This window comes from Priestia sp. GS2, from assembly GCF_036409025.1.
GTDB classification, from domain to species: Bacteria; Bacillota; Bacilli; order Bacillales; family Bacillaceae_H; genus Priestia; species Priestia aryabhattai_A.
Genome location: NZ_JAZGJX010000002.1, coordinates 190011 through 215188, shown reverse-complemented (window position 1 = coordinate 215188; position 25178 = coordinate 190011). Strand labels below are relative to the sequence as shown.

Sequence of the window (25178 nt, the reverse complement as noted above, 5' to 3'; positions counted from 1 at the left end):
ATTATCTCATTGGTTTATGATAATGAAGTTAAAATAAGATTAAAATTTCATGAGAAATGAATTGGTAAGCGGATTTGTACAGTTGTGCCTTTTTCTTCTTCACTTTCAATCTCAATGGTACCTTGGTGTGCTTTAACAATTTTTGATGCAATAGCTAGACCTAGACCAGAACCGCCAGTTTCTCGACTTCTTGCTTTATCAACACGAAAAAAGCGTTCATAAACGTGTGTCAAGTCTTCTTTTGGAATGCCAATTCCATGATCTATTATGGTAATAAGGCATGTTTTATCTGCTGCGTTGACGATTAATTCTACTGACTCTTCACTATATTTAATTGCATTATCTAATAAAATATAAAGAAGCTGCTTAAGCTTTTGTTCATCACTACTAACTTGAATCGAATGCATTGAAGGCTTTACATGAATCGTTCGCTGGAATGCTTGCTGCAGACTACGACCGGTTTCAATACATAGGGTGTTAATATCAGTGGGCTGTATGTGTAATTCCAGCTGGGAGTCATCTTTTGCTAAGACAAGCATTTGCTCGGTTAAAGCTTTCATTCGAATTGACTCTGAGTGAATAGATTCAACGGCTTCTTCCAGTATATCAGGCCGCTTCATTCCCCAGCGCTTGAGCATATTGGCATAGCTTTCAATAACTGTAAGCGGTGTTTTTAACTCATGAGAAGCATCGGATACGAACTGCTCCTGCTTTTTATAGTTTTCTTCAAGTAAATCCATCATATTGTTAAACGTACTAGCCATTTGATCAAGTTCATCTTTAGAGGATGACTTCGTTGCAATTCGTTTAAAGGTACGTGAGGTTTGAATATCTTCCATTGTATGAATAAGTGATTGAATTGGCTGTAAAACCACTTTGCTTAAAAAGCGACCACCAATAACGGTTGGAACTAAAATGATAAAAGAAGCGACAATTAGAATGATACGTAAAATACTTAAAGACTGCTCAACATCCACTAATCGCTCGGTAAGTTCCAGGCTCACAACATTACCGTTTGTCCAGATAATAGGCATTGATGCACTTGCATAAATGGCGCCTGATTTCTGTGTAACATCAGTGTGTTCGTTTGTTCGATAGGTTGCGTTTAAACTACGAAGCGATAGCTCATCCTTTAAAGTTGTTAGTAAGGTTTTGTTATTTTCATCAATAATGCGAATCATCCCGTTTAAAGGAACATAAGCATTGAATAAATTTCGAGGTTCAACAGCGGTTGAGCCACTTCTGTTAAAGCCTTCTGCAATATCATTAACTTGGCTATCTAAGCGTTCTATGGCATGGTCTGTCATGGTTTTTTTAAAGATAAAATAGATTGAGCTATTGGTTACAAGAAGCAACAGGATAAGAAGGAGCGTTGTAAATAACGTAATTTTCGTTTTTAGCTTCATCTTATTTATTCCTTTAGCATGTAGCCAACGCCACGTACCGTATGAAGGTAAGGGTTTGAATAAGGTGCATCAATTTTTTTGCGAAGATAGCGAATATACACATCTATTACGTTTGTATCTCCATAATAATCAAATCCCCACACATTTGTCAGAAGTTGCTCTCGACTAAGAACTTGATTTTTATTTTTTAATAAGTAAACAAGTAAATCGTATTCCCTTGGCGTGAGTTCAATGGTATTTCCTTCTCTTATGACTATCCGTGTTTTTTCGTCAACGGTTAAGTCGCCAATTTGAAGAATTGAACTTTCTTCAACGGTAGTAGACTGATGACGAAGCCAGACGCGAATTCGGGCGAGCAATTCTTCAATTTCAAATGGCTTTGTCATATAATCGTTTGCTCCTAAATCAAGGCCGCTAATTTTATCAGGAAGTGAATCGCGAGCTGTTAGTAAAATAACTGGGATGAACTGGTTGTTTGCTCGTATTCTTCTTAATACTTCAAGCCCACTTAATCCTGGAAGCATGACGTCAAGGATGAGTAAGTCAAATTGTTGACCTTGAAATAACGACAGCCCGTCTGCACCGGTATGAGCAGTGGCAGTTTCGTATCCTTCATATTCCAGTTCAAGTTGAATAAGTCTTGCAATTTTCTTTTCATCTTCAACAATTAAAATCTTTCCTTTGCTCACGATAGGCCTCCTTAACAGTAGTATGTAATTGCGTACATTATAGCATGAAAAGAAGTGGCAAGCTGTTTTTAATAAAATAGTAATAGATTTTCAAATAAAGGTTGATTTATATCTTTTATTAATGAATAATAATTAATATAATTATATATTTATTCATTAATATAGGAGGATTTTTTATGGAACACATGGGTTGGATTTCGTTAATACCAGCTTTTATAGCTGTTGTTCTTGCACTTATTAGTAAAAATGTTATTTTATCTTTATTCATGGGTGCCTTATCCGGGATTGTTATTTTACAAAAAGGAGCACCAATTGCATCAGTTCAAACATTCATTGGTGATTACTTATTCGTTCAGTTAACGGATAGTTATAACGCTGGGGTGTTAGTATTACTTGTGTTTATCGGTGGATTTGTAGCGCTTGTAGAGAAATCTGGAGGAGCAGGTGCTTTTGCAGAAAAGGTCATACATGTGTTAAATACGCGTGTGAAGACCCAAGTGTCAGCTTGGCTAGGCGGTATTTTAATCTTTTTCTCAGATTTGGGCACACCCTTAATTGTAGGACCAGTTTTTGAAAAAGTATTTGATAAGATGAAGATTTCACGTGAGAAACTTGCATGGATTATTGATTCAACGTCGTCCCCGGTTGCTGTTTTAATTCCGTTTATCGGTTGGGGCGTGTATATTATGGGACTTATTCAAAAAGAATTTGACGCTTCAAACGTAACAAGTATGACAGACTGGGAAGCTTTTGTGGGAGCTATTCCATTCCAATTTTATTCAATCTTAACGGTTATTATGGTACCTTTGGTAGTTATGACAAAGCTTGATATTGGACCAATGAAGAAAGCAGAAGAGAGAGTACAAACAACCGGCAAGCTATATTGGGATACATCGATTCCACTGCGAAAATCAGAAGCAATGAACGAAATTCAGCAGACAAAGAGCAAGGCGAGTTTTATTATTGTTCCTTTGCTAGTTTTGTTTATCACGCTGTTTGGAATTTTGATTTCGTTAGGCTTTCCTTTTAAACAAGTGGAGGGTAGTGCGTTTCGTATAGCGTTAACGACGGGGTACTTATTTGCTTCTGTTACGCTAATTGGATTTTTGGTCATTTCAAAAGTGAAAAAATTTGCTGAAACGATGGATATTTATTTTCAAGGTATGCAAAAAATGATGGTTGTGGCAGCGACGTTAGTATTAGCTTGGGCGCTTGGAACGGTAATGAAGGAAATGGGAACAGCTAATTATATAGTGGAAGTTATTGATGGCAATTTGCCAGTTTTTCTAATTCCAGCTTTACTATTTGCCATTGGGGCAGTCATGTCACTTGCTTCTGGAACATCATGGGGAACGTTTGCGATTATGATGCCGCTAGCAATTCCGATGGCCGTTCAGCTTGATGCTCCACTGCTTGTTTGCATTGGTGCTGTTCTATCGGGAGGTATGTTTGGAGATCACTGTTCCCCAATTTCAGATACAACTGTGCTTTCTTCTACTGGAGCGGGCTGTGACCATATTGATCATGTCAAAACACAGCTTCCATATGCACTAGTAAATGCAGGTTCAGCATTTATAGCTTTTTTAATTGCTGGTATTTTCGGTCATGTTGCAACGCTCTTACTTGCAATTGTATTGATGGCTCTAACGGTTTGGATTTTATCGAAAAGAAAGAATCAATCCGCGTCGAATACACTTTCACACTAGAAGCTTACATTTTCAAGGGGTAATCAGAACATGCTATACTGAACAGTGGAGGTGTCGAGATGCGTTTAGAAAATAAAAAAGTAATTGCGCTTGTAAGCGAAGACTTTGAAGACTTAGAGTTATGGTATCCTGTCATGCGACTTCGTGAAGAAGGAGCTGAGGTGCATTTAGTTGGTGAAAAGGCTAAGGAAACATATAAAGGAAAATACGGAGTGCCTGCTGTGTCCGACTATGCGTTTTCCGATGTGAAAGCAAACGATTATGATGCCATCTTAGTACCAGGAGGATGGGCGCCAGATAAACTGCGCCGCTATCCAGAAGTTATTGAAATGGTTCAACATATGGACGAGCACAAGAAGCCAATTGGCCAAATTTGTCATGCTGGCTGGGTATTGATTTCAGCGAAGATTTTAAAAGGCCGTAACGTTACAAGTACGCCTGGTATTAAAGATGATATGGAGAATGCTGGTGCTATCTGGCATGACGAAGCAGTTGTAGTTGATGGCCACATTATCTCAAGTCGTCGTCCACCAGATTTACCACCGTATGCAAAAGCATTTGCGGACGTTTTAGCGGAGAAATAAGAGGTAAGTAAAAACTATTTATTCAAATGAAAAAAGCGAGCAAGGAAATCCCTGCTCGCTTTTTTAGCTTTCATATTAAGTAACTTGCCTTTGTGCAAGTGTAAAAACAAATTCATTTTATGATTAAACCCATACTAATAAGGATTTAAATTTTCTCTGCTGTTTGGGACACAATTAGCATTGATTGTGTCTGCTCATATGGATTTATCCATTGCCGCGGTTCATCAATTCCACACGATCGTTTAACCTAAACGACGCAAGCCCTACCTCTCTTGCATCCTTACGGCTCCGAAGCCGATCCAGTGTGAGTAAGTTGTTTTTAAAAACATGTGTAGAATGCCAGTATTTTTACCTTGCATTTTACAATACATCCTCTCAAGTTACTTCTTTTTGAAGTTAGAATCATAATTCTACGCAATGTTAGTTTAAAAGTCAAGGATATGTTTTTGATTTTAAAAATATTTTTGTGGTAAAGGATATTATTTTTCGAACAAAGTAATATTTGATACGATAAAAAAAAGATAATAAAGGAGTGACATTATGAATACGAATCAAGCCTTTCGTGAAGAACTACTAGAAACTGTTTCAACTTTGTCATATGAAGAATTAAATCAAAAAGTATCAGAAGAAAAATGGAGTATTATGCAGGTATTAGAACACTTGTATCTAATGGAAGAGATGATTGTAGCTCGCGTGTATTATCAGTTGCAAAATGGAGAGGACAAGTCAGCACAAAAGAAGCCGTTTCATTTAACAACGGATCGTTCTCGGAAAGTACCTGCACCTCCACAGGTCACTCCTTCAGAAGAACCACAGACGTTAGAGGAAATGAAGATGAAGCTTGCAACATCGCGTACGAAGCTAGAAGATATTACTAAACGTGTAGCGACAGAGGAACTACAGAAAAAGTCGTTCCCTCATCCAATCTTTGGTGATATGGATTTAGCTCAGTGGATTGAGTTTGTAGGTTATCATGAAAAGAGACATCTTTTACAGATTGAAGAGTTAAAGGCAGAAATGAACTAAAAGCAGGTGCTTCCACCTGCTTTTTTAATTTGGAGAAAGAATCGGATAATCAGACATCGTCCAGATACCCACGCTATAGGTTTTAGGACTATGATTTTCTACCGTACTTCCCCCTTGAATCGTAAATAACAATTTTAAAGGGTCATCTGCATAGTACATCGTTTCTTTTGTATACGGGTTATAAAATACTTTAGGAGGAAGTTTTGGGACGATATCCGTTGTATTGATAAACGATCGGCTCTCAGGTACTAAGCTTGTATAAGTACGAACAAAGTTTAAATCTCCAACTCGTGGAGATGCGTAGTTGTACATGGTGACGCCTGGGAAATTTGTGTTGGTCACAACATCAAGAGCATGCAGCGTAGCGAGGGCAGCCCCAAGACTGTGTCCGGTAATATAAAGAGGCTTGGCTGGTAAGGTAGCGTACGTGGACAGTATCTCATCTCGACATGATTCATAAATGTTTAAAAATCCTTCATGAACAAGGCCTGCATTTTGTGTATAAGGGTAAGGCCGCTGGTGGATTTGAGCATCTGCAATCCAATTTGCTTCTGATTGGGTTCCTCGAAACGCAATAACAATTGCCTCATCTGATTCTAAAATAAACCCAAACCACTCTTTTTTTCCAAGGACAGATGCTTGGAATGCTTTAATAAATTGATACCCTTTTGGGACCTCGAACGTACCTGCTTGCTGATATTGTTGATAGCTTAGTACACACATATAAAGAAGATCTAGGGCAAGCGGTCGATAAAACAAAGGTTCAATTTTCATATTTAAGCCCACTTTCTCTAATAAACGTTTTTCTCTCAACTTATGAAAAAATGGAACTTTGGTGCTTGTTTCTCTTAGAGAACTGGCGTGAGAATAAAAATATGCGTAGAGTTATAAAAAAATGATATCGCTTTCTTTTTATGAAAGATAGTTATAGAATCTATAAAAACTATTTATTTTTGTATAAAATAACTAAATTTAAAATAAATAATCAAAGTTATATTGTTAAAATAAACAATATAACTTATAATTTTAAAAAAACAGAAAATTAGCAAGTTATAAGGGGGATTTTTATTGGAACAGTTTGTTGCAAGCTTAAATAACGTACTATGGAGTACACCGGTTATCTATAGTTGTCTTGCGATCGGGCTTTTATTTTCCATTCTCACTCGCTTTTTACAGGTTAGACATCTAAAGGAAATGGTTAAGCTCATGTTTCAAGGAAAGAGTTCAAAAGCAGGGGTATCATCTTTCCAAGCACTAGCATTAGCATTATCTGGGCGTGTGGGTACAGGTAACATTGCAGGGGTAGCAACAGCCATTACGTTCGGTGGACCGGGCGCAGTGTTTTGGATGTGGGCCGTAGCTTTCATTGGTGCTTCAAGTGCATTTATCGAATCAACACTGGCACAAATTTATAAGGTAAAGCAAGATGGACAATATCGAGGGGGGCCAGCTTACTATATTGAAAAAGGAACTGGAATGAAATGGTATGGTGTTATCTTTGCGATTGCAGCACTGGTAGCGATGAGCATCTTAATGCCTGGAGTTCAATCTAACTCTATCGCAGCAGGCCTAGATAATGCATTTAGCATTAGCCCAACGGTAACAGCTATCGGCTTAATTATTTTATTAGCTGGGATTATCTTTGGTGGAGTTAAGCGCATCGCGGGAGTAGCTCAAATTATTGTGCCGTTTATGGCTTTAGCTTATATCGCACTTTCTTTAGTTATTATTGCAATTAATATTACTGAATTACCAGCAGTTCTTTCGTTAATCTTCAAGAGTGCTTTTGCACTAGAGTCAGCTTTTGGTGGAATTGTTGGTTTAGCTGTTTCATGGGGAGTTAAGCGTGGAATTTATTCCAACGAAGCAGGGCAAGGAACAGGCCCTCACGCTGCAGCTGCAGCTGAGGTATCTCACCCAGTGAAACAAGGTCTTGTTCAAGCGTTTTCCGTTTATATCGATACATTACTAGTTTGTTCAGCAACAGCGTTTATGATTTTATTTACGGGGATGTATAACACACAATCACCCGATGGTGCATTTATCGTTTCAAATTTAGAAGGTGTAGAAGCAGGTCCTGGATATACACAGGCAGCAATTGATTCCTTTATTCCTGGATTTGGAGCTGGGTTTGTAGCAATCGCACTATTTTTCTTTGCATTTACAACGATTATGGCGTACTACTATATCGCTGAAACAAACATTGCATATTTAACAAGAGGAAAAAATGGTAAGTGGGCTATGTTGGTATTAAAGTTTGTATTATTAGGTGCAACATTTTACGGAGCAGTTAAAACAGCTGATATTGCTTGGGCTCTTGGCGACGCAGGTCTAGGAATCATGGTATGGTTGAATTTAATAGCTATTTTAATTTTAGCAAAACCAGCGCTTGTGGCGTTAAAAGACTATGAAGCTCAGAAAAAGCAAGGGCTAGATCCGGTATTTGATCCGGTTAAGCTTGGAATCAAAAATGCAGACTACTGGGAAACTGAATACAAAAAAGATGAAAATCAAGTTTCATAATTTCAAGCTCACTTTTTCAATCTTTGAAAAAGTGAGCTTTTTTCATTAGAATGACATGTATAATAAAATCGTATGTATTTATATTTAATGAGGCTAAAGGAAAGAGGAATGCGTGATGAAGGAAAATATTATTTCAGCAATCGATGAGTTACAGCAAACATTTTATGATATTAGTCAATATATTGGAAATAACCCGGAACTTGGCCATGAAGAAGTAAAAGCTTGTACAGCACTCACAAATGAGTTAGCTAAGCATAATTTTGAGGTGGAAATAGGGACGTGTGATTTAGCTACTGCTTTTACGGCTGTGTATGATAGTCATAAGCCAGGACCGTCAATTGGCTTTATGGCAGAATACGATGCGCTACCGGGACTAGGACATGCTTGTGGCCATAACTTGATTGGTACAATGGCCATTGCAGCAGCGATTGGATTGAGCAAAGTTTTGAGTGAGACAGGCGGTAAAGTATATGTATACGGGACACCTGCAGAAGAAACAACGGGTGGTAAAGTAACGATGGCAGATGCGGGTGTTTTTAACCATCTAGACGCAGCTATGATGGTTCATCCATATTATTGCCACCAAAAAAGCGGTAGATCACTAGCAATGGACGCTATTCAATTCGAGTTTTTCGGAAAATCAGCACATGCAGCAGCAGCACCTCATGAAGGAATCAATGCGCTAGATGCAGTTATTCAAACATTTAATGGAATCAATGCTCTTCGTCAGCATGTGAAGCCAGATGTCAGAATCCATGGTGTTATCCCTGAAGGAGGCAAGGCTGCTAATATTGTACCCGACTATGCTACAGCGCAATTCTATGTGCGAGCATCTAATAGAAAGTATGTTAATGAGGTAACAGAGCGAGTAAAAGCTTGTGCACAAGGTGCAGCTTTATCCACAGGAGCACGATTGGAAATTTCAAACTATGAATTTTCATATGATGATATGGTGACAAATGAAGTATTATCAACAGCTTATACACAAAATCTACAGATGCTAGGCGTGTCAACGGAAGAAATTTTTGAAGATCAAGGCGATCATGGTTCACTAGACATGGGGAATGTGAGCCAAGTGGTGCCTTCAATTCATCCATACATTAAGATATGTGACGAATATTTTGTTTGTCATACTCATGAATTTAGAGAAGCGGCTCTTAGTCCACAAGGACAAGAAGCGCTTATTCTAGGGGCAAAAACCATGGCGTTAACAGGATATGACTTGCTAACAAATAAAGAGCTCTTGCAAAAAGTCAAAGATGAATTCTCTAAATGATGTCATGCAGAAAAGTGGTACCATTCAATGGGTGCCACTTTTTTAATTGAATTATTTGGAAGGTGCTAGCATGTTTGAATGCAATAAAAGCAGGGTAATATCAGTACTGAAGGTAAAAAGTAATGAGTAATGTTCACAAAGAACTAATAGAGGTTTTCATATGATTAAAATTTTAGCCAAAACAAAAGAAGAGCTTTTGACCAATTTAACAATTGACGAATTGCAGGCTCACCCTTCAATTGACTGGTACTGGATTGACTTTTATAATCCAACAGAACAAGAGCAGCAAGCTCTTGAAGAGAAGTTTGATTTTCATCCACTTGCCGTTGAAGATTGTTTAAATCAAGGTCAAAGAGCAAAATTTGAAATTTATGATGAGCACTATTTCTTAGTATATTATGCGCTACATAAAGAAGAATTAGAAAACCTAGAGGTGTCAGCGTTTATTGGAGATAATTTTGTCGTTACGTATCATGTCGATAAGCTAAGAAGCGTAGCTAGGGTGACAAACCTTGTAGAGAAGGACCCAAACGTTGTAGAGAATGATCCGTGGGAAATTATTTATGAGCTGCTTGATCATACAGTAGATGAATACTTCCCCACACTTTACCGATTAGAAGATCAAATTGATGATATCGAAGACAATGCAAAGAATGAAACAATGGATGAACTGATGAGAAATCTATATGACATTCGCAGTGATTTATCGCGAATGCGCAGAATTTTAAATCCAATGCGTGATTTAATTTACCGCATTATGTCCACAAACGCTTTAAAAGAAAAAGAACAGGTGCGTTATTTTAACGATATTTATGATCATTTGTTAAATATGATTGAAATCATGAATGCCAGTCGAGATTTATCAAATGATATTCGAGAAAGCTTTATGTCAATTAACTCAGACAGAATGAATTCCATTATGTTTACGCTGACGCTGATGTCAGCTATCTTCTTGCCTCTTACGTTTATCGCAGGTTTGTATGGAATGAATTTCTCATATATGCCAGAGCTCGCTGGTAAATATAATTACTTTATCGTACTTGGAATTATGATTGGTCTGGTAGGGGTTATGGTTTTTGCCTTTTACAAAATGGGCTGGTTTAAATATCGAAAAGGTCCTAAGTTATAAACATCAAATTGCTCAAAAAATCCTTATCCACATGTGGATAAGGATTTTTTGGTGTACTATAAAAAGAGAAAGGGTTGATGCGAATGGTCAAAGGATTAAGAATGAAGCTGCGATCAGTCATCATTTTACTTGTATGTATCGTTGTTTTAATGTCATTATTATTAACCGATTTGTTAGTCAGTAACTCAACGGAGGAAAACGTTCGGAATCAAAAAGCAGAAAAAGCGACCGATGTGGCTAAAATTGTTGCAAACTCCAGTGAGGTAAGAAAAGGATTAGCAGAAAAAAATTCAGAAGACATTCAAGCATATACTAATTCCATTCAAGAAGAGCTAGGTGTGTTGTTTATTGTAGTCATGAATATGGATGGAATTCGTCAGTCTCACCCCAATGAAGCTAAAATTGGAGAGCATTTTGAAGGTGGAGATGAGAAAAAGGCCTTACAAGGTGAACGGTATACATCAGTTGCAAAAGGAACGTTAGATGAATCGTTAAGAGCATTTGTACCTATTTATAATGAACGCAGTGAACAAATTGGTGCGGTGGCTGTAGGAATTTCGCTAGCTCAGGTCGAGCAAGCTGTTCAGGAAGACCATCGACGCATTTTAATTGGTTCTCTTTTCGGATTATTAGTTGGAATTATCGGTGCTGTCCTATTAGCAACCTATATTAAGCGAACGTTATTCGGTTTAGAACCATCAAACATTGCTAAAATCCTTGAGGAAAGAAGCATGATGTTACAGTCCGTTCGAGAGGGTGTTCTTGCGATTGATAAGGAAGGAACGATTACTCTAGCCAATAAATCGGCCGTACGCTTATTTAAAAAAGCGGGCTTATCGGGGCGGCCAATCGGCTTAAAGATTGCTGATTATATGCCAGGCTCACGATTGGAGGAAGTATTGTCAACAGGCGAATCTCATTATGACGAAGAGCAAGTAGTCAATGGTATTTCAATCGTTGTAAACCGCGTACCGCTGCTTGTAGATGGCGAAGCGGTAGGAGCTTTATCAACATTTCGTGATAAAACGGAAGTGAATGTGCTAGCTGAGCAGCTTACAGGTGTTAAAACGTATGTTGAAGCGTTACGTGCTCAGTCCCATGAGTTTATGAATAAGCTACATGTTATCTTAGGAATGGTACAAATGGGGTATCATGATGAACTTTCAAAATATATCCATGAACTTGTTGATCACAGGTACGGGGAAGTAAATTCGGTAACGAAACAAATAAAAGATCTAGCATTAGCTGGCTTTTTAATGGGGAAAATGAGCTATGCTAGGGAAGAACAAGTGCAGTTAAGCATGGAAGTGATTAATCAAATTCCAGAGCCCCAAGATTCACAGCTTACACATCATCTTATTACCATTATTGGCAACTTAGTAGATAACGGAATTGATGCCGTTAAAGATAATAAAAAATCAAAAAAAGTAGGCGTAGTATTAAAGTATGAAAATGAACGTTTGGCAATTGAGGTTTCAGATAATGGCTATGGAATGTCATCAGATAAGCTTACTCGGATATTTGAAAAAGGTTTTTCAACAAAGGGTGCTAATCGAGGCTTTGGATTATATCTAGTGAAACAAAGCATCGATGCCTTACAAGGTGAGCTAATGATTGACTCATTTGTTAATAGCGGAACAACATTTTCAATAAACCTTATATATAAAGGAAGGGTAGAGCAACATGATTAACATTTTAATTGTAGAAGACGATCCGATGGTAGCGCAGTTTAACCAAAAGTATATTGAAGATATTGATGGATTTTCAGTGGCAGGTGTCGCTCATTCCGTGAAGGATGCAATCAGTCAATTAGAAGAAGTGCACGTTGACTTGATCTTGCTTGATATTTTTATGCCAGGCCAAAATGGTTTAGAGCTGTTGACGTATATTCGGCAAGAACAGAAAGAAGTGGACGTTATTGCTATAACAGCTGCTTCTGACATGAAAACGATTCAACAAGTATTGCGAAATGGAGCAATTGAATACTTAATTAAGCCGTTTACGTTTAGTCGTTTTCAACAAGCATTATTCGCATATAAAAATAAATTCTATACAATGAAATCACAGTCTAGGATGAACCAACAGGAAGTGGATGAATTGTTCACTTCACATAGTGCGGATGAAGTTGAATCAGAAACTCTACCAAAAGGGCTTACAACGGGTACCCTTGAAGTTGTGATCCAAAAAATAGAAGAAATTAATGGTGAGGCCTTTTCAACAGATGATATTGCTGAAAAATCAGGTATTTCTAGAGTATCAGTTCGCAAATATCTAAAGTTTTTGACTGATATTGGTGTTCTTGGAGAACGAATGACATATGGAACGATTGGTCGTCCTGTTTACGCTTACATTTATAATGAGAAGCAAAAACATATATTAAGTAACTACCTATCATAGTAGTCCAGGAGCCATTGTCTGATATTTTCACTTTGCAACTAAAAAACAGGTGTTTTTTTAGTTGCAAACGTTTAACATAAAGGATAAAGAAGTAGATTTAATGGAAAGTAAATTACTTTTTGCTCTGACATCAAAACTATAAAAAATAATAGGTGGATAAACATTGATAAAAGATGCTCGTAAAGCAGCACTGAAGATTGCAGTGATGTACATTATAACGGGAGCCGTATGGATTCTTATTTCTGATAAGTTGTCTCGTATTCTTGCTCAAGATAAGTTCGAATTATATATCTTTTTTCAACAGTATAAAGGCTGGTTCTTCATGTTGGCGACAGGTATTATTCTATACGGGTTAGTCTATCGTCGTGCATATCATTTGCTTCAATCACAGGATGAGTTATCCAAAAAGGATTATGAACTTCTAACTAGCCATGAACACTATCAATCATTATTTAAACATAACCCGGATGCAGTATTTGAGATTAGTAAAGAAGGGCAAGTTCTCTCTACTAACCCTCAAGGTGAAAAAATAACAGGTTATTCAAGATTACAGCTAAAAGGGATGAAAACCTCAGAATTAATCGCTGATGATGATCAAAGTCTTTGTCATGAACATTTTCGTAATGTTTTAAAAGGTGAGAGTGCTAAGTATGAATTAAAGATTATTAATCAAAAAGGGCAAGTACGCTTATTAAGAAGTTCACTTTTACCAATCGTCGTTAATAGTCAAGTTGTCGGTGTATTTATGATTGCCAGGGATATTACGAATTATCGTCGAGATGAAGAGCTTATGATTGCTTCTGAGAAAATGTCTGTAATTGGTCAGCTGGCAGCCGCCGTTGCTCATGAGGTAAGAAATCCTCTTACTTCATTAAAAGGATTTGTACAAGTCATGCAGGCTACAAAGCAAGTAGATGAACGTTACCTTGACATCATGATGGCTGAAATTGATCGAATTAATTTAATTTCTAGTGAGATGCTTATTTTAGGTAAAAAACAGCATGTAGCTTTTGAGATAACCAATTTAAACGAAGTGTTAAAGCAAGTGTTAATCTTAATGGAAGCTCAAGCAAATTTTAATAACATTTCTTTAATTGCTCATTATGACTCAAAGAGAGACCTGTACGTTATGTCAGATCCTAATCAGCTAAAACAAGTATTTATTAATATTATTAAAAATAGTATTGAAGCAATAATTAATCAAGGTGAGATTATTGTAACATTAGCTGAAGAAGAAGGTTTTGCCGTTATTCAGTTCAGGGATACAGGAATTGGCATGAGTGAAGAGAGAGTTGAACAAGTTGGGACACCTTTTTATTCAACCAAAGAAGCAGGTACAGGACTGGGGCTAGCCGTTTGTTTTAAAATTATTGAACGTCACCAAGGTGAAATTGAATTTGAGAGTGAAAAAGGAAAAGGAACATTGGTAACAGTATCATTGCCTTTAGCTAATGAATAGTACTTGTAAAGCCCCCGCTTTGATAAAGGCGGGGGCTTTTTATTAATTGTTTACATGTAAAGTTGGTGAGGTGTTTTCTTGCAAGAATATATTTTCTAAAGAAGGTTCCTCCACTTCTACTTTATAAAGATTGACATCTAATTGTGTAAGCTCACGAATGAGAAACGGAATATTCTTTCTGCTTGTTAACATAACCGTTGTCTCCGTATGTCCACATTCAAACTTAGGGCTTAGAGTACGAAACAGTTGCTTAATTGACTTAGATTGATTTGTTGGGTAAGGGTCATGCTTAATTACAACCCTTTTCTTTTTTTGATGTTGAGAGCGAAGGTCTTCCATGGTCCCCTCTGTTACAATCTCGCCGTCCTTCATAATGGCTATGCGAGTACATAGTTTTTCTACTTCATGTAAATTATGTGAGGTCATAAAGATAGTTTTTCCTTCTGCCTGCAGCTCTTTAATGAGCGTATGAATAGAAAGTGCGGATTCCATATCGACTCCTGAAGTTGGTTCATCCAGAAAAATGAGCGTAGGGTTGGAACAAATGGCCTGAGCAATACCTAATTTCTTTTTCATTCCAAATGAAAAATTCTTTACCTTTTGATGTTGGGAACCTAAAAGGCCGACCTTTTTTAGAAAGGTAGAAGCTTCTTCTATAGATAGCTTAATTCCTTGTACTTTTGAGAAGTAACGCAAGTGTTGTAAAGCTGTCATATGGTCATAAAAAGTTGAATAGTCAGGGAGTACCCCAATTTGCTTTCTTTGTTTTTGGCTCATTGGCTTGCCTAGAAGTTTAAACTCTCCTTGAGAAGGTAAAGAAATACCTGTTAACATGTTAATAAAAGTAGATTTACCAGCTCCATTTCGACCTAGAAATCCAAAGATTTCTCCTGAAGAAACTTTTAAACTAATATGATTAACAGCGATTTTATCACCATATTGCTTAGTTAGGTTATATGTTTCAATTGCATACATCATAGTTCTCTCCTTTTAAAATGAAGCAAGCTGATTGTTATAAACAAGCCGACAAATGCTAAGAGTATCAGTATATAGCCCTTTCCTAGATAGATATAATAGTATGGGGTTATATATTTAAACCATGTAATATATAGCTTAGATGAAAATATGCTCCAAATGCTTATTGCTGGTAAAGCGACAGATAAAACTATTGTAAAAAACATCGTATGAGCTGGATTAGAAATTAATGTTGAAATCATGAGAACTAATGAGATGATACAAGTGGCAAACAAGATACACTCGAAAAATATGGACAAAGAAAAGCTGTGTGAAACAAGCGCAATTAAGAAAAATGATGCCGTAATACACGTAAACCAAAAGAGACAAACCCCTAAAAACTTTCCTAAAATAATGTGTTCTCTAGAGGCTTTTGTAGCTAAAAATCTCATTGTTCGGGATTTTACTTCCTGATTTATTAAGCCGTGAGAGAGGCTTGAAACAAAAAGCGGGCCGAATACTAATAGCATTATGATAATCCCGCTATTGGCGCCATCCTTAAACTGTGTCTGCGTTAATTGGGTTTCAAATTGCTCCATGAGATGAGCTAATCCGTAGGATACTCCGAGAATAGATAGAATAATAATAATAGATCGAATACTTTTAAATAACCCTTGAAACTCTTTTGTACTAATAGCCCACATCAATAAATCCTCCTATGAAAATCGATTAAATTACAGATTTGTTACTATTATCTATAAATGTTTTCTTCATGGTTGCTTTGCCACTCCATGATAAATTCGTCCACATACGAAGCAGCTGTTCGACAGGGCCAACTTTAAGCTTACGTAAATAAAGCAAACTGAAAACGAGCTGAATGAAATAGATTGTTGTACATAGTGCAATGCCTTTAATCATGCCAAATGTTCCGAACTGCCCTAGGCCATATCCATAAAAAATAGTGGTGCAGATCACCGTTTGGAACAAGTAGTTGCTTAGTGAAAGGCGGCCAACGCTTTCAAAAGCCTTCATCAGAGTGGATTTCTCAAGCTTGCAATAAACCCATGCAAACCCAAACATATAGCCGAGCGATAGCAGATTTAATCCAAAAGCACTTGGAATACCTGCCCAGCTAGCATCTGGCCACACATGCGCAGTAGCTTTAAAAAGTAAACTGATAGGGATTAAAATGACGGCCAGGCGTCCATAACGCTTTTGATGCAGTGCTGGACTTTGAAACCAACCTTTCTTTCCTGCATACATACCGAGTAGAAATAAAGGTGCTGTAGCAAATGGAGCTAGTAAAAAGATCAATGCCAGTTTGGTTCCATCAATGTTTAACGGCTCATCGGAGTTATTACGATAATCACTAATTTCTGTATAGGTTCCAGAACCATAGATTGAAATAGATTCTTTGACGTAAGTTGCTAAATTATCCTTATCCATTAAGAATTCAGTTGTTTCATTTAACGATCCGTAACTTGATGCCCCAACTAAAAGAAATAACAGTGCAGCCCATAGTAGCAGCGTTTTTGGCTTACGGTTTAAAAAGAAAAATAATAAAAAGAAGCCAATCATCCCGTAAAAAGCAAGAATATCACCTTCCCAAAGGAAAATTCCATGGCACATACCCATTGCCAAAAGCAAGATAAAACGTCGAGAAAAGTGACGTTTCACACTCAGCTGTTTTCGCTTTAAGCCCTCTTGCATTTTGACCATTGAATACCCAAATAAAAAAGTGAAAATTGGCATGAAGCTTCCTTCAACAGCTATTTTTAAAAAGTAATATCCACCCATATCGCTTTCCGATAAAGAGAATAAGTGAATCGCATCTTTTCCATAAATTCCGTACTGGAAAATGAGCACATTAGCGAGTAAGATACCAAATAAACTAAATCCTCTCATGCTATCAATTAGCGTCACACGTTTTGTGTCCATATCAAGAGCCTCTTTTCTGTTAATCTATGTATTCAGTATATGGCCGCATATTTTCAAGAACGTAAACAGTAGATTATCATCTCATTAATATTCCCTAATAATGTTAATCTTTTCGTAATGTTGCTATGATAAAATCGAAAACGGATAATAAGATAAAGAGGTGACTAAGATGAATAAAGCATCTATTTTATTAGTGGATGACGAGGTGGCCATTGTGAAAATGATGGAAACGGTACTGAATAAAGAGGGTTTTCAACATATATATAAAGCGTATAATGCAAAAGAAGCACTAGATGTATTACAAAAACATTCAGTTGATATTATTTTATTAGACGTCATGTTACCTGATAAGAGCGGCTTTGATATTTGTCCGAAAATCCGAGAACTATCAAACGCCTATATTCTGTTTGTAACGGCCAAGGTATCGGATTTAGATGTATTAACTGGGTTTGCGATTGGTGGGGATGACTATGTGACGAAGCCGTTTAACCCATTAGAAATCGCAGCTCGAATTAAAGCAAGATTACGGCGGAAGGAAGCGCTTCTTGAAAAATCAAAGCATGGCCAATCTGTTTCAATGGTGAAGCGCTATACGTTTGATCACTTTATAGTTGATGAAACAGCAGGCGAATTAATTGTGAATGGAAAGGTTGTAGCTTGTCCCGCTCAGGTTTTTTTGTTGCTACTTCATTTTTGTAAAAACGTCAACATTGTATTATCTAAGTCACAGCTTTTAGAAGCGGTTTGGGGATACAATCAGTTTGTTGATGAAAATACAGTCACTGTTCATATTCGTAGAATTCGAGAGCGAATTGAAGAAAATCCAGGAAGTCCAAAGCATCTTCTTACCGTAAGAGGACTTGGATATAAGCTGGTCCGTGGAAAAACATCGTGAAATCAATTAAAAGAAGACTAACCTTCCATTTCTCTTTTCAGTTTATCTCCTTGTTTGTTTGCATACTACTGCTGTTATGCGCAGTGTTTTTTATTCTTGCTTTTTATCTTTCAAACGAAGAAATTAAACATGACTTTCCTTCAGGCACTCTTAGCCTTCTTGTTACAGATACTGATGTTACAGAAGACCACGCAGTAATACCAGAAAAGATTCAAAAGCAAATTGTAAAGGAAAATATGTGGTATCAAGTTATTAATGAAAGTGGAAAGGTCATCGGTGAAGTAAATACTCCGGAAGGCTTTCCAGATAGATATTCAGTGGCTGAACTTATACAAATGGAAGAAACAAAGAAACTAAAAGAGTATCAGGTTGTTACTTCGTTTGAGAAATTTTTTGACGTACCTTCTTACTATGTCCTTGGGTATGAAAATGACTTACGGGATGAATTACAGAATATCTATGAAAAGTATCAAGGAAAGTTGCCGAATGAAAAAGAACAAAAGGATATTACGCAGGAAATAGTGAAAAACAATGCGAGTCTGCAAATTTTAAATTCAACAGGCCATATCGTTGTTGCATTTAGAGAAGAACGAGAAGCAAGATATCGTCCTTTAGAGTTAATTGGTCGCAAGTTTGAACCAGGTAAATATGATACAACCACCACTAATTTTTATGATAAAAAGACGGGGTACACGTGGGTTTTTCATACTCCTAACCGCCAGCATACGGATATTGTGAATGCATCTGTTATTAAACAAATTATTATTGTAGTTATTGTCATTGCAGTCACTGTATTGTTGGCCACCATTGCGTTTGCCGTATGGAATGCTTTTCGATACGGAGGTCCGCTTCTATTGTTTACCAGCTGGCTTGAAAGAATGGGAAATGGTAACTATTCAGAAGTACTAACAGATAAAGAAAAAAAGCGTGTGTTTCGTAAAAATGGAAAAGTTCGATTCCAGTACCGTTTATATGAAGAAGTCATAAAAGCTTTCTATAAGATGGCAGAAAAGCTCAGCGTCGCTGAAAGAGAGCGAACAAAGCTCGAATTGACGAGAGAGGAGTGGATGACAGGCATTTCTCACGATTTAAGAACGCCCATTTCGACTATTCAAGGCTATGGTCATATGCTTGAAAGTGGGCAGTATAAATGGACGGAAGCAGAGCTGAAAGAAATTGGTGAGACGCTTCGTCAAAAAGGAGAATATATGGTTGAGCTGGTAGAGGATTTTTCGTTAGCCTTTAAACTAAAAAATCAAGCTATTCCTTTAGAGGCTAAACCTTTAGAAATTAATCAACTTCTCCAAAATGTGGTGTTAAAGTTTGTAAATGATCGAACAATTCAGGATGTTCATTTTGTTTATAAACCTTTAAATGAAAAGGTTTTAGTAAAGGTTGATAAACGTTGGTTTGAGAGAATGCTTGATAATATCATTTTTAATGGAATCAAGCATAATCCACCTCATACTACTATTAAACTATCAATTTTTGTAGAAACAGACTTTATTTCTATCGAAGTGAAGGATGATGGAGTAGGGATGGATCAAACCGTACTTGAAAACCTTTTTGAGCGTTATTACCGGGGAACAAATACAAGTGAAAAAAAAGAGGGATCGGGTCTTGGAATGAACATTGCCAAAGCCATTTGTGAGCTCCATGGTGGCCATATTATTGTAAGGTCCGTTACTGGTGCAGGAACTACCATTACAATGAGGCTTCCAATTTTAAGATAGTCCCAAGAAAAGAGCATTGAAAATGCATTGTTTTGACGCGTTTTCAATGCTTTTCTTATGAATACTCACGTGAAGCATTGTATTTCAACGAATCAATGGTGTATCATAGGTGGGACTTCTATTGAAGGTGAAACGGATGCTCTACGCATTTATAATAGATGAACGACAAAGGAGAAAAGATATGAGTCAATTTATTGAACAGCTACAGCCTTTCTTGCAAGAAGCGTGGAAGAAGGCAGGCTTTGAACAGCCAATGGCTATCCAAACAAAAGCTATACCAGAAATTTTAAATAAAAGAGATGTAATGGGCGAATCGCCAACAGGTACGGGTAAGACCCTTGCTTATCTACTGCCAATTTTACATGACATTAAGCCAGGACCATCTCATATTCAAGCTGTAATCTTAGCTTCTTCTCATGAGCTTGTTATGCAGATTCATAGTGAAATTCAAACATGGGGGCAAGGAAGCGGAATTTCTAGCGCAGCGCTTATTGGTGGAGCGAACATTAAGCGTCAAGTGGAAAAGTTGAAAAAACGTCCTAACCTAATCGTTGGAACACCTGGCCGCATTCAAGAGCTGATTAAAATGAAAAAAGTGAAGATGCATGAAGTGAAAACAATCGTTATTGACGAAGCCGACCAGTTGTTTGTGTCTGAACATATTCAAACGGTACAAGGTATTGTTAAAATGGCTCCAAGTGACCGTCAGCTTCTTGTGTTTTCAGCCACGCTATCCCAGCATACGCAAATATTAGCTAAGGAATTAATGAATGACCCTCTTTTCGTTCAAGTAAATAGAGATGAACTTCCTGCTCCAAAAGTTGAGCATATGTATATCGTAAGTGAAGGTAGAGATAAGGTAGAAGTACTTCGTAAGCTTGCGCATCAGGGACCAATGAAAGCTCTAGCCTTTTTCAAAGGGATTGAAACGTTATCTACTTTTGAAGAAAAGCTGAAGTTTAAGAAGCTTAACGTAGGGTCGCTTCATAGCGAAACGCGAAAGCTTGATCGCTCAAAGGTTTTAACGTCATTTCGTAAAGGCGAGTTTCCAATCTTATTAGCGACGGATGTAGCGGCACGTGGCCTTGATATTAAAGAGCTGTCACACGTTATTCATGTAGATGCTCCTCAAAGTGTTGAACAATATGTGCACAGATCAGGACGTACGGGAAGATCTGGGGCTGAGGGAACGGTCATTTCACTTGTAACAGAGCGTGAAGAGAGAGAGCTAAAGCAAATTGCACGCGAGTTGAAAATTGAACTAGCAAAGAAAGAACTGTATATGGGTGAAGTTGTAGAAGAAGGTACAAAGCAAGAAAAAAGGCAAAGTTACAAGCCTAGAAAAAAGACAAATAACAAAACATCTTCTCATAAACATAGTAAAAAGAAATAATCTCTTTATTTGCTTTTCAAAAGAATTTTGATTGTGATAAAGTAATAAGAGTTTAAAAAGCAACGCCTATAAGCTAAAGGGCGTTGCTTTCTTTTGGGTAAAAAATCATATAGATATATTATCCTATTATTGAAAATAGTTTAAACGATGCATTTTGTTTTGGATAACCTTATTTTAACATTACTTTAAGAGACTTCTAATAATAAAGGAATAAGGACGTGGGATATTTTGATTGATGCGATGGATGACTTCTTTGACGATATGGATCGCAACAGGAAGCGAATGGAATATAATCGAGATGTTGAAAAGCTTGAGCTGTATTTAGAGACGGTCCAACAAATTATTAATCGTTTTGAAGAAATGCTATATGCCCTTCAAAATGCTCATCAACAGTATACTTCTGAATGGTCTGGCCGTTCGAAAGACTCTTATGAGAATGTTAATAATGAAATCTTACAGACAGCTTATCGGTTATATGACGTTCGAGACGAGCTATACCGCTCATTGCATCACGAAATGTTGAGGCTAAGAGAAGAAGCAGAGGCTATCTAGTAGGCTTTTAATATATGTAAATGAAACATATCGATAGGAAAGAGGGTGTATACATGGAAATTAAAGTGAATTTTGAAGACTTGGAGCGGTTTTCAGAGCGCATTAAGCACTCGAGAGGAGAAGCAGAAGATGCGTTGCAGCGTTTAAGCTGGGAATCCACGAATCTGCACTTTTTATCCGTGGCAAACGTTGAGTCTATTCTAAATTTACAAGAGGAAATTCAGCAAATTATTGGAAAAATTGAATCGCTAACTGAAAGTGCTTACCTCCTCGTTAGCGAAACAGCTGAAAAACTAAAAGAAGCAGATGAGCTATCCGGTGGTTGGACAGAGTTTTGGAGCAGCGTGTGGGACGGTGCCACAACGGGGGTTAAGGATACATGGGAAGGGATTAAGTCTCTTTCGGAATGGGGAACTTTTGAAACGATGCGAGCTGAAATTACGCAACCTTTAGAGACGCTAGACATGATGTGGGCATCACTTTCGAATTCATGGGAAGAAAAAGTAGCAAGCGGTGATTTGCATACTCGCACAGAGTTTTTCACATACGGTGTTATCCAAATGGGTTTAGGCATATTGGGTGGTAAAGGCCTTCAAAAAATAGAAGATAGAACAAATTTAGCTCAAAATCTAGATTTTGCAGGGGAATGAAAGGGAAAGTGAGAATTCCTTTAAGAAAACTTGGAACGAAGAAGAATAGTTACTGCGCTCCATGCAAAGAAAGCGCGATGTAATTGATTGAAAATTTATGAAGTTTGAGGTGTAATAAGATCAGATGAATAAACGAGAAAAAGGCGGTCTGTACAAAAAACTGTTAACTAATCAACAAGTTTCTTTCTTACAGACGTTTAACGACTCAAAAAATATACAGCATGGAATTGAAAAATATGGGTAGTTCTTTTAATTCATTAGAAAAAGCTTTAATTGAAGCAATGAAAGATAATAGAGAAATTGGACATTTCTATAAAGAACTAATGAAAAGCAACCTGTTATGTATCGAAGTATCAGGTAATGAAAAGTCTGCTGACTTTTACAAGCGTGTACGAGTAATGGAAAAGAATCAGAAAATATATTTACCTGCCTTTTCATCTAATTATCCATTTGAGAAGATGTTAAAAGAAGAAAGAGCTGCAGTGATTAAATTTTCTGATTTATTGCAAGAGATAAACGAGAATACGGCAATTTTACTAAATCCAGATACCCCGCTTTCAAAACTTCTTATTCCAGAAGAATTAAAAATGCTAAAAGAAAATAAGAATCTTTTTAATTACTTTTCATCTTAAATAGAAGCTAACAAACTTTATCACAATTGTTAGCTTTTTTTGTATGATAAATGAACATATTTCTATTATGTAGGTATAATTGTCTCTGTTTATGCCATATTTACTGTGATAAAAATCATTGTTTTATAGGTTTTTTTGTAATTTTTTAGGGGTATATGTAGATATATATTCTTATTTTTTCTGGTTCTTACAAGTTCTCTTTGACCTTCAACCCTATTCTTTCTTACAATTAAAGTAAATCTATAACGATACATAAGGAGAGAAATCGATGTCAGGAATCATTCGTGTTACTCCAGCAGAACTTCGTGAAATGGCTGCTCGCTATAATAATGAAAGTGGGCAAGTTCAAGACCTAGTTGGCCGCCTTGATATGATGAGAAATCAATTACAAGATATGTGGGAAGGTGCTTCTAGCCAAGCATTTATCGCTCAATATGAAGAGCTAAAGCCATCTTTCGTGGAAATGTCGAATCTGTTAAACAAAATTGCTAAACAGCTTGATGATTCTGCAACCGTTCTTGAAGATACAGACAACCAAATCGCTAGCCAAATTCGTGGTTAATTTGCTCATACAAAGAGTGATAAGATAAAAAGAGCGCCCCATTTTTTTAGATGACGGCGCTTTTTCTATGTTTTGAGGTGAGATCATATGTATATTGAAGTGACCATCGATCTAAAACACTATACGGGTGAGCGGTTTGATTTGAGACTATCAGACTATCATTCTGTAAAAAAAGTGATTGAAATTGCATGGCAAGCTAAAAAAATTTCAAGTACACCAAAAGAAGGATACTGGGTTCGCGTTCCGAATAAAAACGTGGTATTTGCAGGCCATCAAAAATTAAATGAATGTGGCATTTCAAGCGGTGATTGCATTGAAATTCTTTGAAGGAGCTTACTAAAATGGCAGAAAAGAAACCGACTTACTTAGAAAGCTTATTAGAAGCGTCTATTATTCGTGATAAACAAGAAGGCTATACGTTTATTTTTCAAAAGGAAAAGATAAAGCTAAATGATGGCATAGAAGTCGATATGTTAAAGGAGATGCATCCAGATTTCATTCGTGAAATCATCGTAAATGAAGATGAGCTCCATGTGAAAATTCAGCCGTCCGAAGCTTTCGTTCCATTTTCCTTTTTTAAGAAAAAGACGGAAGAGCAAAAGTGGCAGTTTGCGTATCAGCTTGTAAAATCTATACAAAATCATGCTTTTACAAGATTTCACCTTGTAATTTGTCCAGAAAATTTAATGTTTGATGCAAGCTTAACACCTGCTTTTTTACACTATGGAATTAAAGAAAGCATTCCACCATACGAATATGACTCGGCTCGTGAGCTATCAGAAGTAAAAGCGACAATTGCTTCACTTGTTGATTCGAAATATAGCTTTATTCAGTATTTGAAATTGCACGAAACAATTGAGCTATCAGAAGTTGCTTCCAAACTAATGAAGGCTAACGACTTAAGTGAACTTTTAACGATTATTCGAGAACAGCTAAAGATAGTAGAAGAAGCGCGAAAAACCGTTATCACCGTTCCAAAGAAAAAGTGGACTATTTTTCGCTTTGCATCAATTGGTGTCACGGTGCTCTTAATTCCCGCTTTAATTTATACATTTTACTCCACATTTTTCTTGCAGCCAAAGCAAGAGGCTTTTGTAAATAGTAATGAAGCTTTTTTACAGCAGGAGTATAGCGGGGTCATTGAGCAGTTGGAAGATTATAAAGTAAAAGAAATGCCAAAGGTTGTTCAGTACGAACTGGCTTTAGCTTACTTAACGAACGAATCATTAAGTGAAGAACAAAAAGAAGTGATTCAAAATACAGTTACGCTTCAATCAGACGATAAATATTTAAGCTATTGGATTCATATCGGTCGAGGTGAAAATGAACAGGCTTTAGAAGAAGCACGCTTATTAGAAGATCGAAGCTTAATTTTATATGGCCTTTATAAATATGAAAATCAGTTAAAAGTAGATGAAAATCTTGCGAGCGATAAAAGAAAAGAGAAGCTAGACCCGGTTCAAAGTGAAATTGAAGAACTTGAATCACAGATTGAAGAAGAGAAGAAGCAAGCAGAAGAGTCAGCCAAAGAGGAGCAGCAGGAGAGCGAAAAGCAGCCTGAGCCTGCAGATAAGAAGCAGTCCGAAAAAGAAGCTGAGCAAAATAAAGATGAAAAGTCAGATGAAACCCCTGCTCCTAACTCAGATTCGTCGGATAAACCGGCATCCTAGGAGG

24 protein-coding genes are annotated in these 25178 nt (G+C 37.0%); 18 read left to right on the top strand and 6 right to left on the bottom strand.

All coding sequences use genetic code 11. The features are described from left to right. Positions 1 to 47: 47 nt before the first annotated feature. Both V2145_RS20335 and V2145_RS20330 read right to left on the bottom strand, forming a co-directional pair. Complete coding sequence (locus tag V2145_RS20335) at positions 48 to 1406, bottom strand: sensor histidine kinase (protein ID WP_330988189.1); 1359 nt, start codon at positions 1404 to 1406, stop codon at positions 48 to 50. A 5-nt stretch (positions 1407 to 1411) separates the two neighbouring features. Beyond that, positions 1412 to 2095 (bottom strand): response regulator transcription factor, encoded by a 684-nt coding sequence (locus V2145_RS20330; RefSeq protein WP_311859751.1) that lies wholly within the window; start codon positions 2093 to 2095, stop codon positions 1412 to 1414. Positions 2096 to 2271: 176 nt separating this feature from the next. Here V2145_RS20330 and V2145_RS20325 point away from each other — a divergent pair, with 176 nt between their 5' ends. From V2145_RS20325 to V2145_RS20315, 3 genes are all read left to right on the top strand, one after another. After that, positions 2272 to 3801, top strand: coding sequence for a Na+/H+ antiporter NhaC family protein (locus V2145_RS20325; RefSeq protein ID WP_210611271.1), 1530 nt, complete (start codon positions 2272 to 2274; stop codon positions 3799 to 3801). A 59-nt stretch (positions 3802 to 3860) separates the two neighbouring features. Further along, on the top strand, positions 3861 to 4385 hold the full coding sequence (locus tag V2145_RS20320) for a type 1 glutamine amidotransferase domain-containing protein (protein ID WP_210611270.1): 525 nt from the start codon (positions 3861 to 3863) through the stop codon (positions 4383 to 4385). A gap of 540 nt (positions 4386 to 4925) precedes the next feature. Further along, the gene (locus V2145_RS20315) at positions 4926 to 5411 is read left to right on the top strand and encodes a DinB family protein (RefSeq protein ID WP_311859747.1); all 486 of its coding nucleotides are present in this window, start codon (positions 4926 to 4928) and stop codon (positions 5409 to 5411) included. Between the two features lie 24 nt (positions 5412 to 5435). Here V2145_RS20315 and V2145_RS20310 read toward each other — a convergent pair whose 3' ends face one another. Continuing rightward, complete coding sequence (locus tag V2145_RS20310) at positions 5436 to 6185, bottom strand: lipase family protein (RefSeq protein ID WP_311859746.1); 750 nt, start codon at positions 6183 to 6185, stop codon at positions 5436 to 5438. 294 nt (positions 6186 to 6479) lie between these two features. On the opposite strand from V2145_RS20310, the gene V2145_RS20305 reads away from it, so the two are divergent. The 6 genes from V2145_RS20305 to V2145_RS20280 all read left to right on the top strand — a co-directional run bounded on the left by V2145_RS20305 (position 6480) and on the right by V2145_RS20280 (position 14195). Continuing rightward, on the top strand, positions 6480 to 7934 hold the full coding sequence (locus tag V2145_RS20305) for an alanine/glycine:cation symporter family protein (RefSeq protein ID WP_094911290.1): 1455 nt from the start codon (positions 6480 to 6482) through the stop codon (positions 7932 to 7934). 115 nt (positions 7935 to 8049) lie between these two features. After that, the gene (locus V2145_RS20300) at positions 8050 to 9210 is read left to right on the top strand and encodes a M20 family metallopeptidase (RefSeq protein ID WP_131887226.1); all 1161 of its coding nucleotides are present in this window, start codon (positions 8050 to 8052) and stop codon (positions 9208 to 9210) included. Between the two features lie 160 nt (positions 9211 to 9370). Continuing rightward, on the top strand, positions 9371 to 10339 hold the full coding sequence (corA, locus tag V2145_RS20295) for a magnesium/cobalt transporter CorA (RefSeq protein WP_311859744.1): 969 nt from the start codon (positions 9371 to 9373) through the stop codon (positions 10337 to 10339). 83 nt (positions 10340 to 10422) lie between these two features. Then, positions 10423 to 12030, top strand: coding sequence for a DcuS/MalK family sensor histidine kinase (dcuS, locus tag V2145_RS20290; RefSeq protein ID WP_311859796.1), 1608 nt, complete (start codon positions 10423 to 10425; stop codon positions 12028 to 12030). After that, entirely contained in the window at positions 12023 to 12736 is a 714-nt protein-coding gene (locus V2145_RS20285; protein ID WP_330988188.1) for a response regulator, read from the top strand. The genes dcuS and V2145_RS20285 overlap by 8 nt, the downstream gene beginning before the upstream one ends. 163 nt (positions 12737 to 12899) lie before the next feature. Then, a complete protein-coding gene (locus V2145_RS20280; protein ID WP_094911294.1) occupies positions 12900 to 14195 on the top strand; it encodes an ATP-binding protein in 1296 nt (431 codons plus the stop codon). 42 nt (positions 14196 to 14237) lie between these two features. Here V2145_RS20280 and V2145_RS20275 read toward each other — a convergent pair whose 3' ends face one another. From V2145_RS20275 to V2145_RS20265, 3 genes are read right to left on the bottom strand one after another with little or no spacing between them, the layout of a single operon-like run. Further along, positions 14238 to 15170, bottom strand: a complete 933-nt coding sequence (locus tag V2145_RS20275) for an ABC transporter ATP-binding protein (protein WP_311859795.1) — start codon at positions 15168 to 15170, stop codon at positions 14238 to 14240. Continuing rightward, positions 15170 to 15853 carry an ABC transporter permease gene (locus tag V2145_RS20270; RefSeq protein ID WP_311859743.1) on the bottom strand — a complete coding sequence of 228 codons (684 nt, stop codon included), beginning with the start codon at positions 15851 to 15853 and terminating at the stop codon, positions 15170 to 15172. Before V2145_RS20270 ends, V2145_RS20275 begins: the two co-directional genes overlap by 1 nt. A gap of 25 nt (positions 15854 to 15878) precedes the next feature. Next, positions 15879 to 17087, bottom strand: coding sequence for a DUF418 domain-containing protein (locus V2145_RS20265; RefSeq protein WP_330988187.1), 1209 nt, complete (start codon positions 17085 to 17087; stop codon positions 15879 to 15881). A gap of 169 nt (positions 17088 to 17256) precedes the next feature. On the opposite strand from V2145_RS20265, the gene V2145_RS20260 reads away from it, so the two are divergent. The 9 genes from V2145_RS20260 to essB all read left to right on the top strand — a co-directional run bounded on the left by V2145_RS20260 (position 17257) and on the right by essB (position 25174). Then, positions 17257 to 17982: a response regulator transcription factor gene (locus V2145_RS20260; RefSeq protein WP_311859740.1), complete on the top strand. Its 726-nt coding sequence runs from the start codon at positions 17257 to 17259 to the stop codon at positions 17980 to 17982. Then, positions 17979 to 19715, top strand: a complete 1737-nt coding sequence (locus V2145_RS20255) for a sensor histidine kinase (protein ID WP_330988186.1) — start codon at positions 17979 to 17981, stop codon at positions 19713 to 19715. The genes V2145_RS20260 and V2145_RS20255 overlap by 4 nt, the downstream gene beginning before the upstream one ends. Positions 19716 to 19896: 181 nt before the next feature. After that, positions 19897 to 21108, top strand: coding sequence for a DEAD/DEAH box helicase (locus V2145_RS20250; protein ID WP_330988185.1), 1212 nt, complete (start codon positions 19897 to 19899; stop codon positions 21106 to 21108). A gap of 228 nt (positions 21109 to 21336) precedes the next feature. Continuing rightward, positions 21337 to 21660 carry a hypothetical protein gene (locus V2145_RS20245; protein WP_222582512.1) on the top strand — a complete coding sequence of 108 codons (324 nt, stop codon included), beginning with the start codon at positions 21337 to 21339 and terminating at the stop codon, positions 21658 to 21660. Between the two features lie 53 nt (positions 21661 to 21713). Beyond that, on the top strand, positions 21714 to 22310 hold the full coding sequence (locus V2145_RS20240; protein WP_311859734.1) for a hypothetical protein: 597 nt from the start codon (positions 21714 to 21716) through the stop codon (positions 22308 to 22310). A 236-nt stretch (positions 22311 to 22546) separates the two neighbouring features. Further along, positions 22547 to 22942, top strand: a complete 396-nt coding sequence (locus V2145_RS20235; protein ID WP_311859732.1) for an SseB family protein — start codon at positions 22547 to 22549, stop codon at positions 22940 to 22942. Between the two features lie 268 nt (positions 22943 to 23210). Beyond that, positions 23211 to 23504: a WXG100 family type VII secretion target gene (locus V2145_RS20230; RefSeq protein WP_094911303.1), complete on the top strand. Its 294-nt coding sequence runs from the start codon at positions 23211 to 23213 to the stop codon at positions 23502 to 23504. An 87-nt stretch (positions 23505 to 23591) separates the two neighbouring features. Next, entirely contained in the window at positions 23592 to 23831 is a 240-nt protein-coding gene (locus V2145_RS20225; protein ID WP_311859729.1) for an EsaB/YukD family protein, read from the top strand. A 14-nt stretch (positions 23832 to 23845) separates the two neighbouring features. Continuing rightward, positions 23846 to 25174, top strand: a complete 1329-nt coding sequence (gene essB, locus V2145_RS20220; protein WP_311859726.1) for a type VII secretion protein EssB — start codon at positions 23846 to 23848, stop codon at positions 25172 to 25174. Positions 25175 to 25178: the final 4 nt, after the last annotated feature.

Coding starts and splice junctions, on each gene's coding strand:
- V2145_RS20265 (WP_330988187.1), bottom strand. CDS start 17,087: ATGGACACAAAACGTGTGACGCTAATTGATAGCATGAGAGGATTTAGT.
- V2145_RS20325 (WP_210611271.1), top strand. CDS start 2,272: ATGGAACACATGGGTTGGATTTCGTTAATACCAGCTTTTATAGCTGTT.
- V2145_RS20225 (WP_311859729.1), top strand. CDS start 23,592: ATGTATATTGAAGTGACCATCGATCTAAAACACTATACGGGTGAGCGG.
- V2145_RS20315 (WP_311859747.1), top strand. CDS start 4,926: ATGAATACGAATCAAGCCTTTCGTGAAGAACTACTAGAAACTGTTTCA.
- V2145_RS20335 (WP_330988189.1), bottom strand. CDS start 1,406: ATGAAGCTAAAAACGAAAATTACGTTATTTACAACGCTCCTTCTTATC.
- V2145_RS20230 (WP_094911303.1), top strand. CDS start 23,211: ATGTCAGGAATCATTCGTGTTACTCCAGCAGAACTTCGTGAAATGGCT.
- V2145_RS20275 (WP_311859795.1), bottom strand. CDS start 15,170: ATGTATGCAATTGAAACATATAACCTAACTAAGCAATATGGTGATAAA.
- V2145_RS20310 (WP_311859746.1), bottom strand. CDS start 6,185: ATGAAAATTGAACCTTTGTTTTATCGACCGCTTGCCCTAGATCTTCTT.
- V2145_RS20235 (WP_311859732.1), top strand. CDS start 22,547: ATGGGTAGTTCTTTTAATTCATTAGAAAAAGCTTTAATTGAAGCAATG.
- dcuS (WP_311859796.1), top strand. CDS start 10,423: ATGGTCAAAGGATTAAGAATGAAGCTGCGATCAGTCATCATTTTACTT.
- V2145_RS20320 (WP_210611270.1), top strand. CDS start 3,861: ATGCGTTTAGAAAATAAAAAAGTAATTGCGCTTGTAAGCGAAGACTTT.
- V2145_RS20260 (WP_311859740.1), top strand. CDS start 17,257: ATGAATAAAGCATCTATTTTATTAGTGGATGACGAGGTGGCCATTGTG.
- essB (WP_311859726.1), top strand. CDS start 23,846: ATGGCAGAAAAGAAACCGACTTACTTAGAAAGCTTATTAGAAGCGTCT.
- V2145_RS20270 (WP_311859743.1), bottom strand. CDS start 15,853: ATGTGGGCTATTAGTACAAAAGAGTTTCAAGGGTTATTTAAAAGTATT.
- V2145_RS20250 (WP_330988185.1), top strand. CDS start 19,897: ATGAGTCAATTTATTGAACAGCTACAGCCTTTCTTGCAAGAAGCGTGG.
- corA (WP_311859744.1), top strand. CDS start 9,371: ATGATTAAAATTTTAGCCAAAACAAAAGAAGAGCTTTTGACCAATTTA.
- V2145_RS20240 (WP_311859734.1), top strand. CDS start 21,714: ATGGAAATTAAAGTGAATTTTGAAGACTTGGAGCGGTTTTCAGAGCGC.
- V2145_RS20300 (WP_131887226.1), top strand. CDS start 8,050: ATGAAGGAAAATATTATTTCAGCAATCGATGAGTTACAGCAAACATTT.
- V2145_RS20285 (WP_330988188.1), top strand. CDS start 12,023: ATGATTAACATTTTAATTGTAGAAGACGATCCGATGGTAGCGCAGTTT.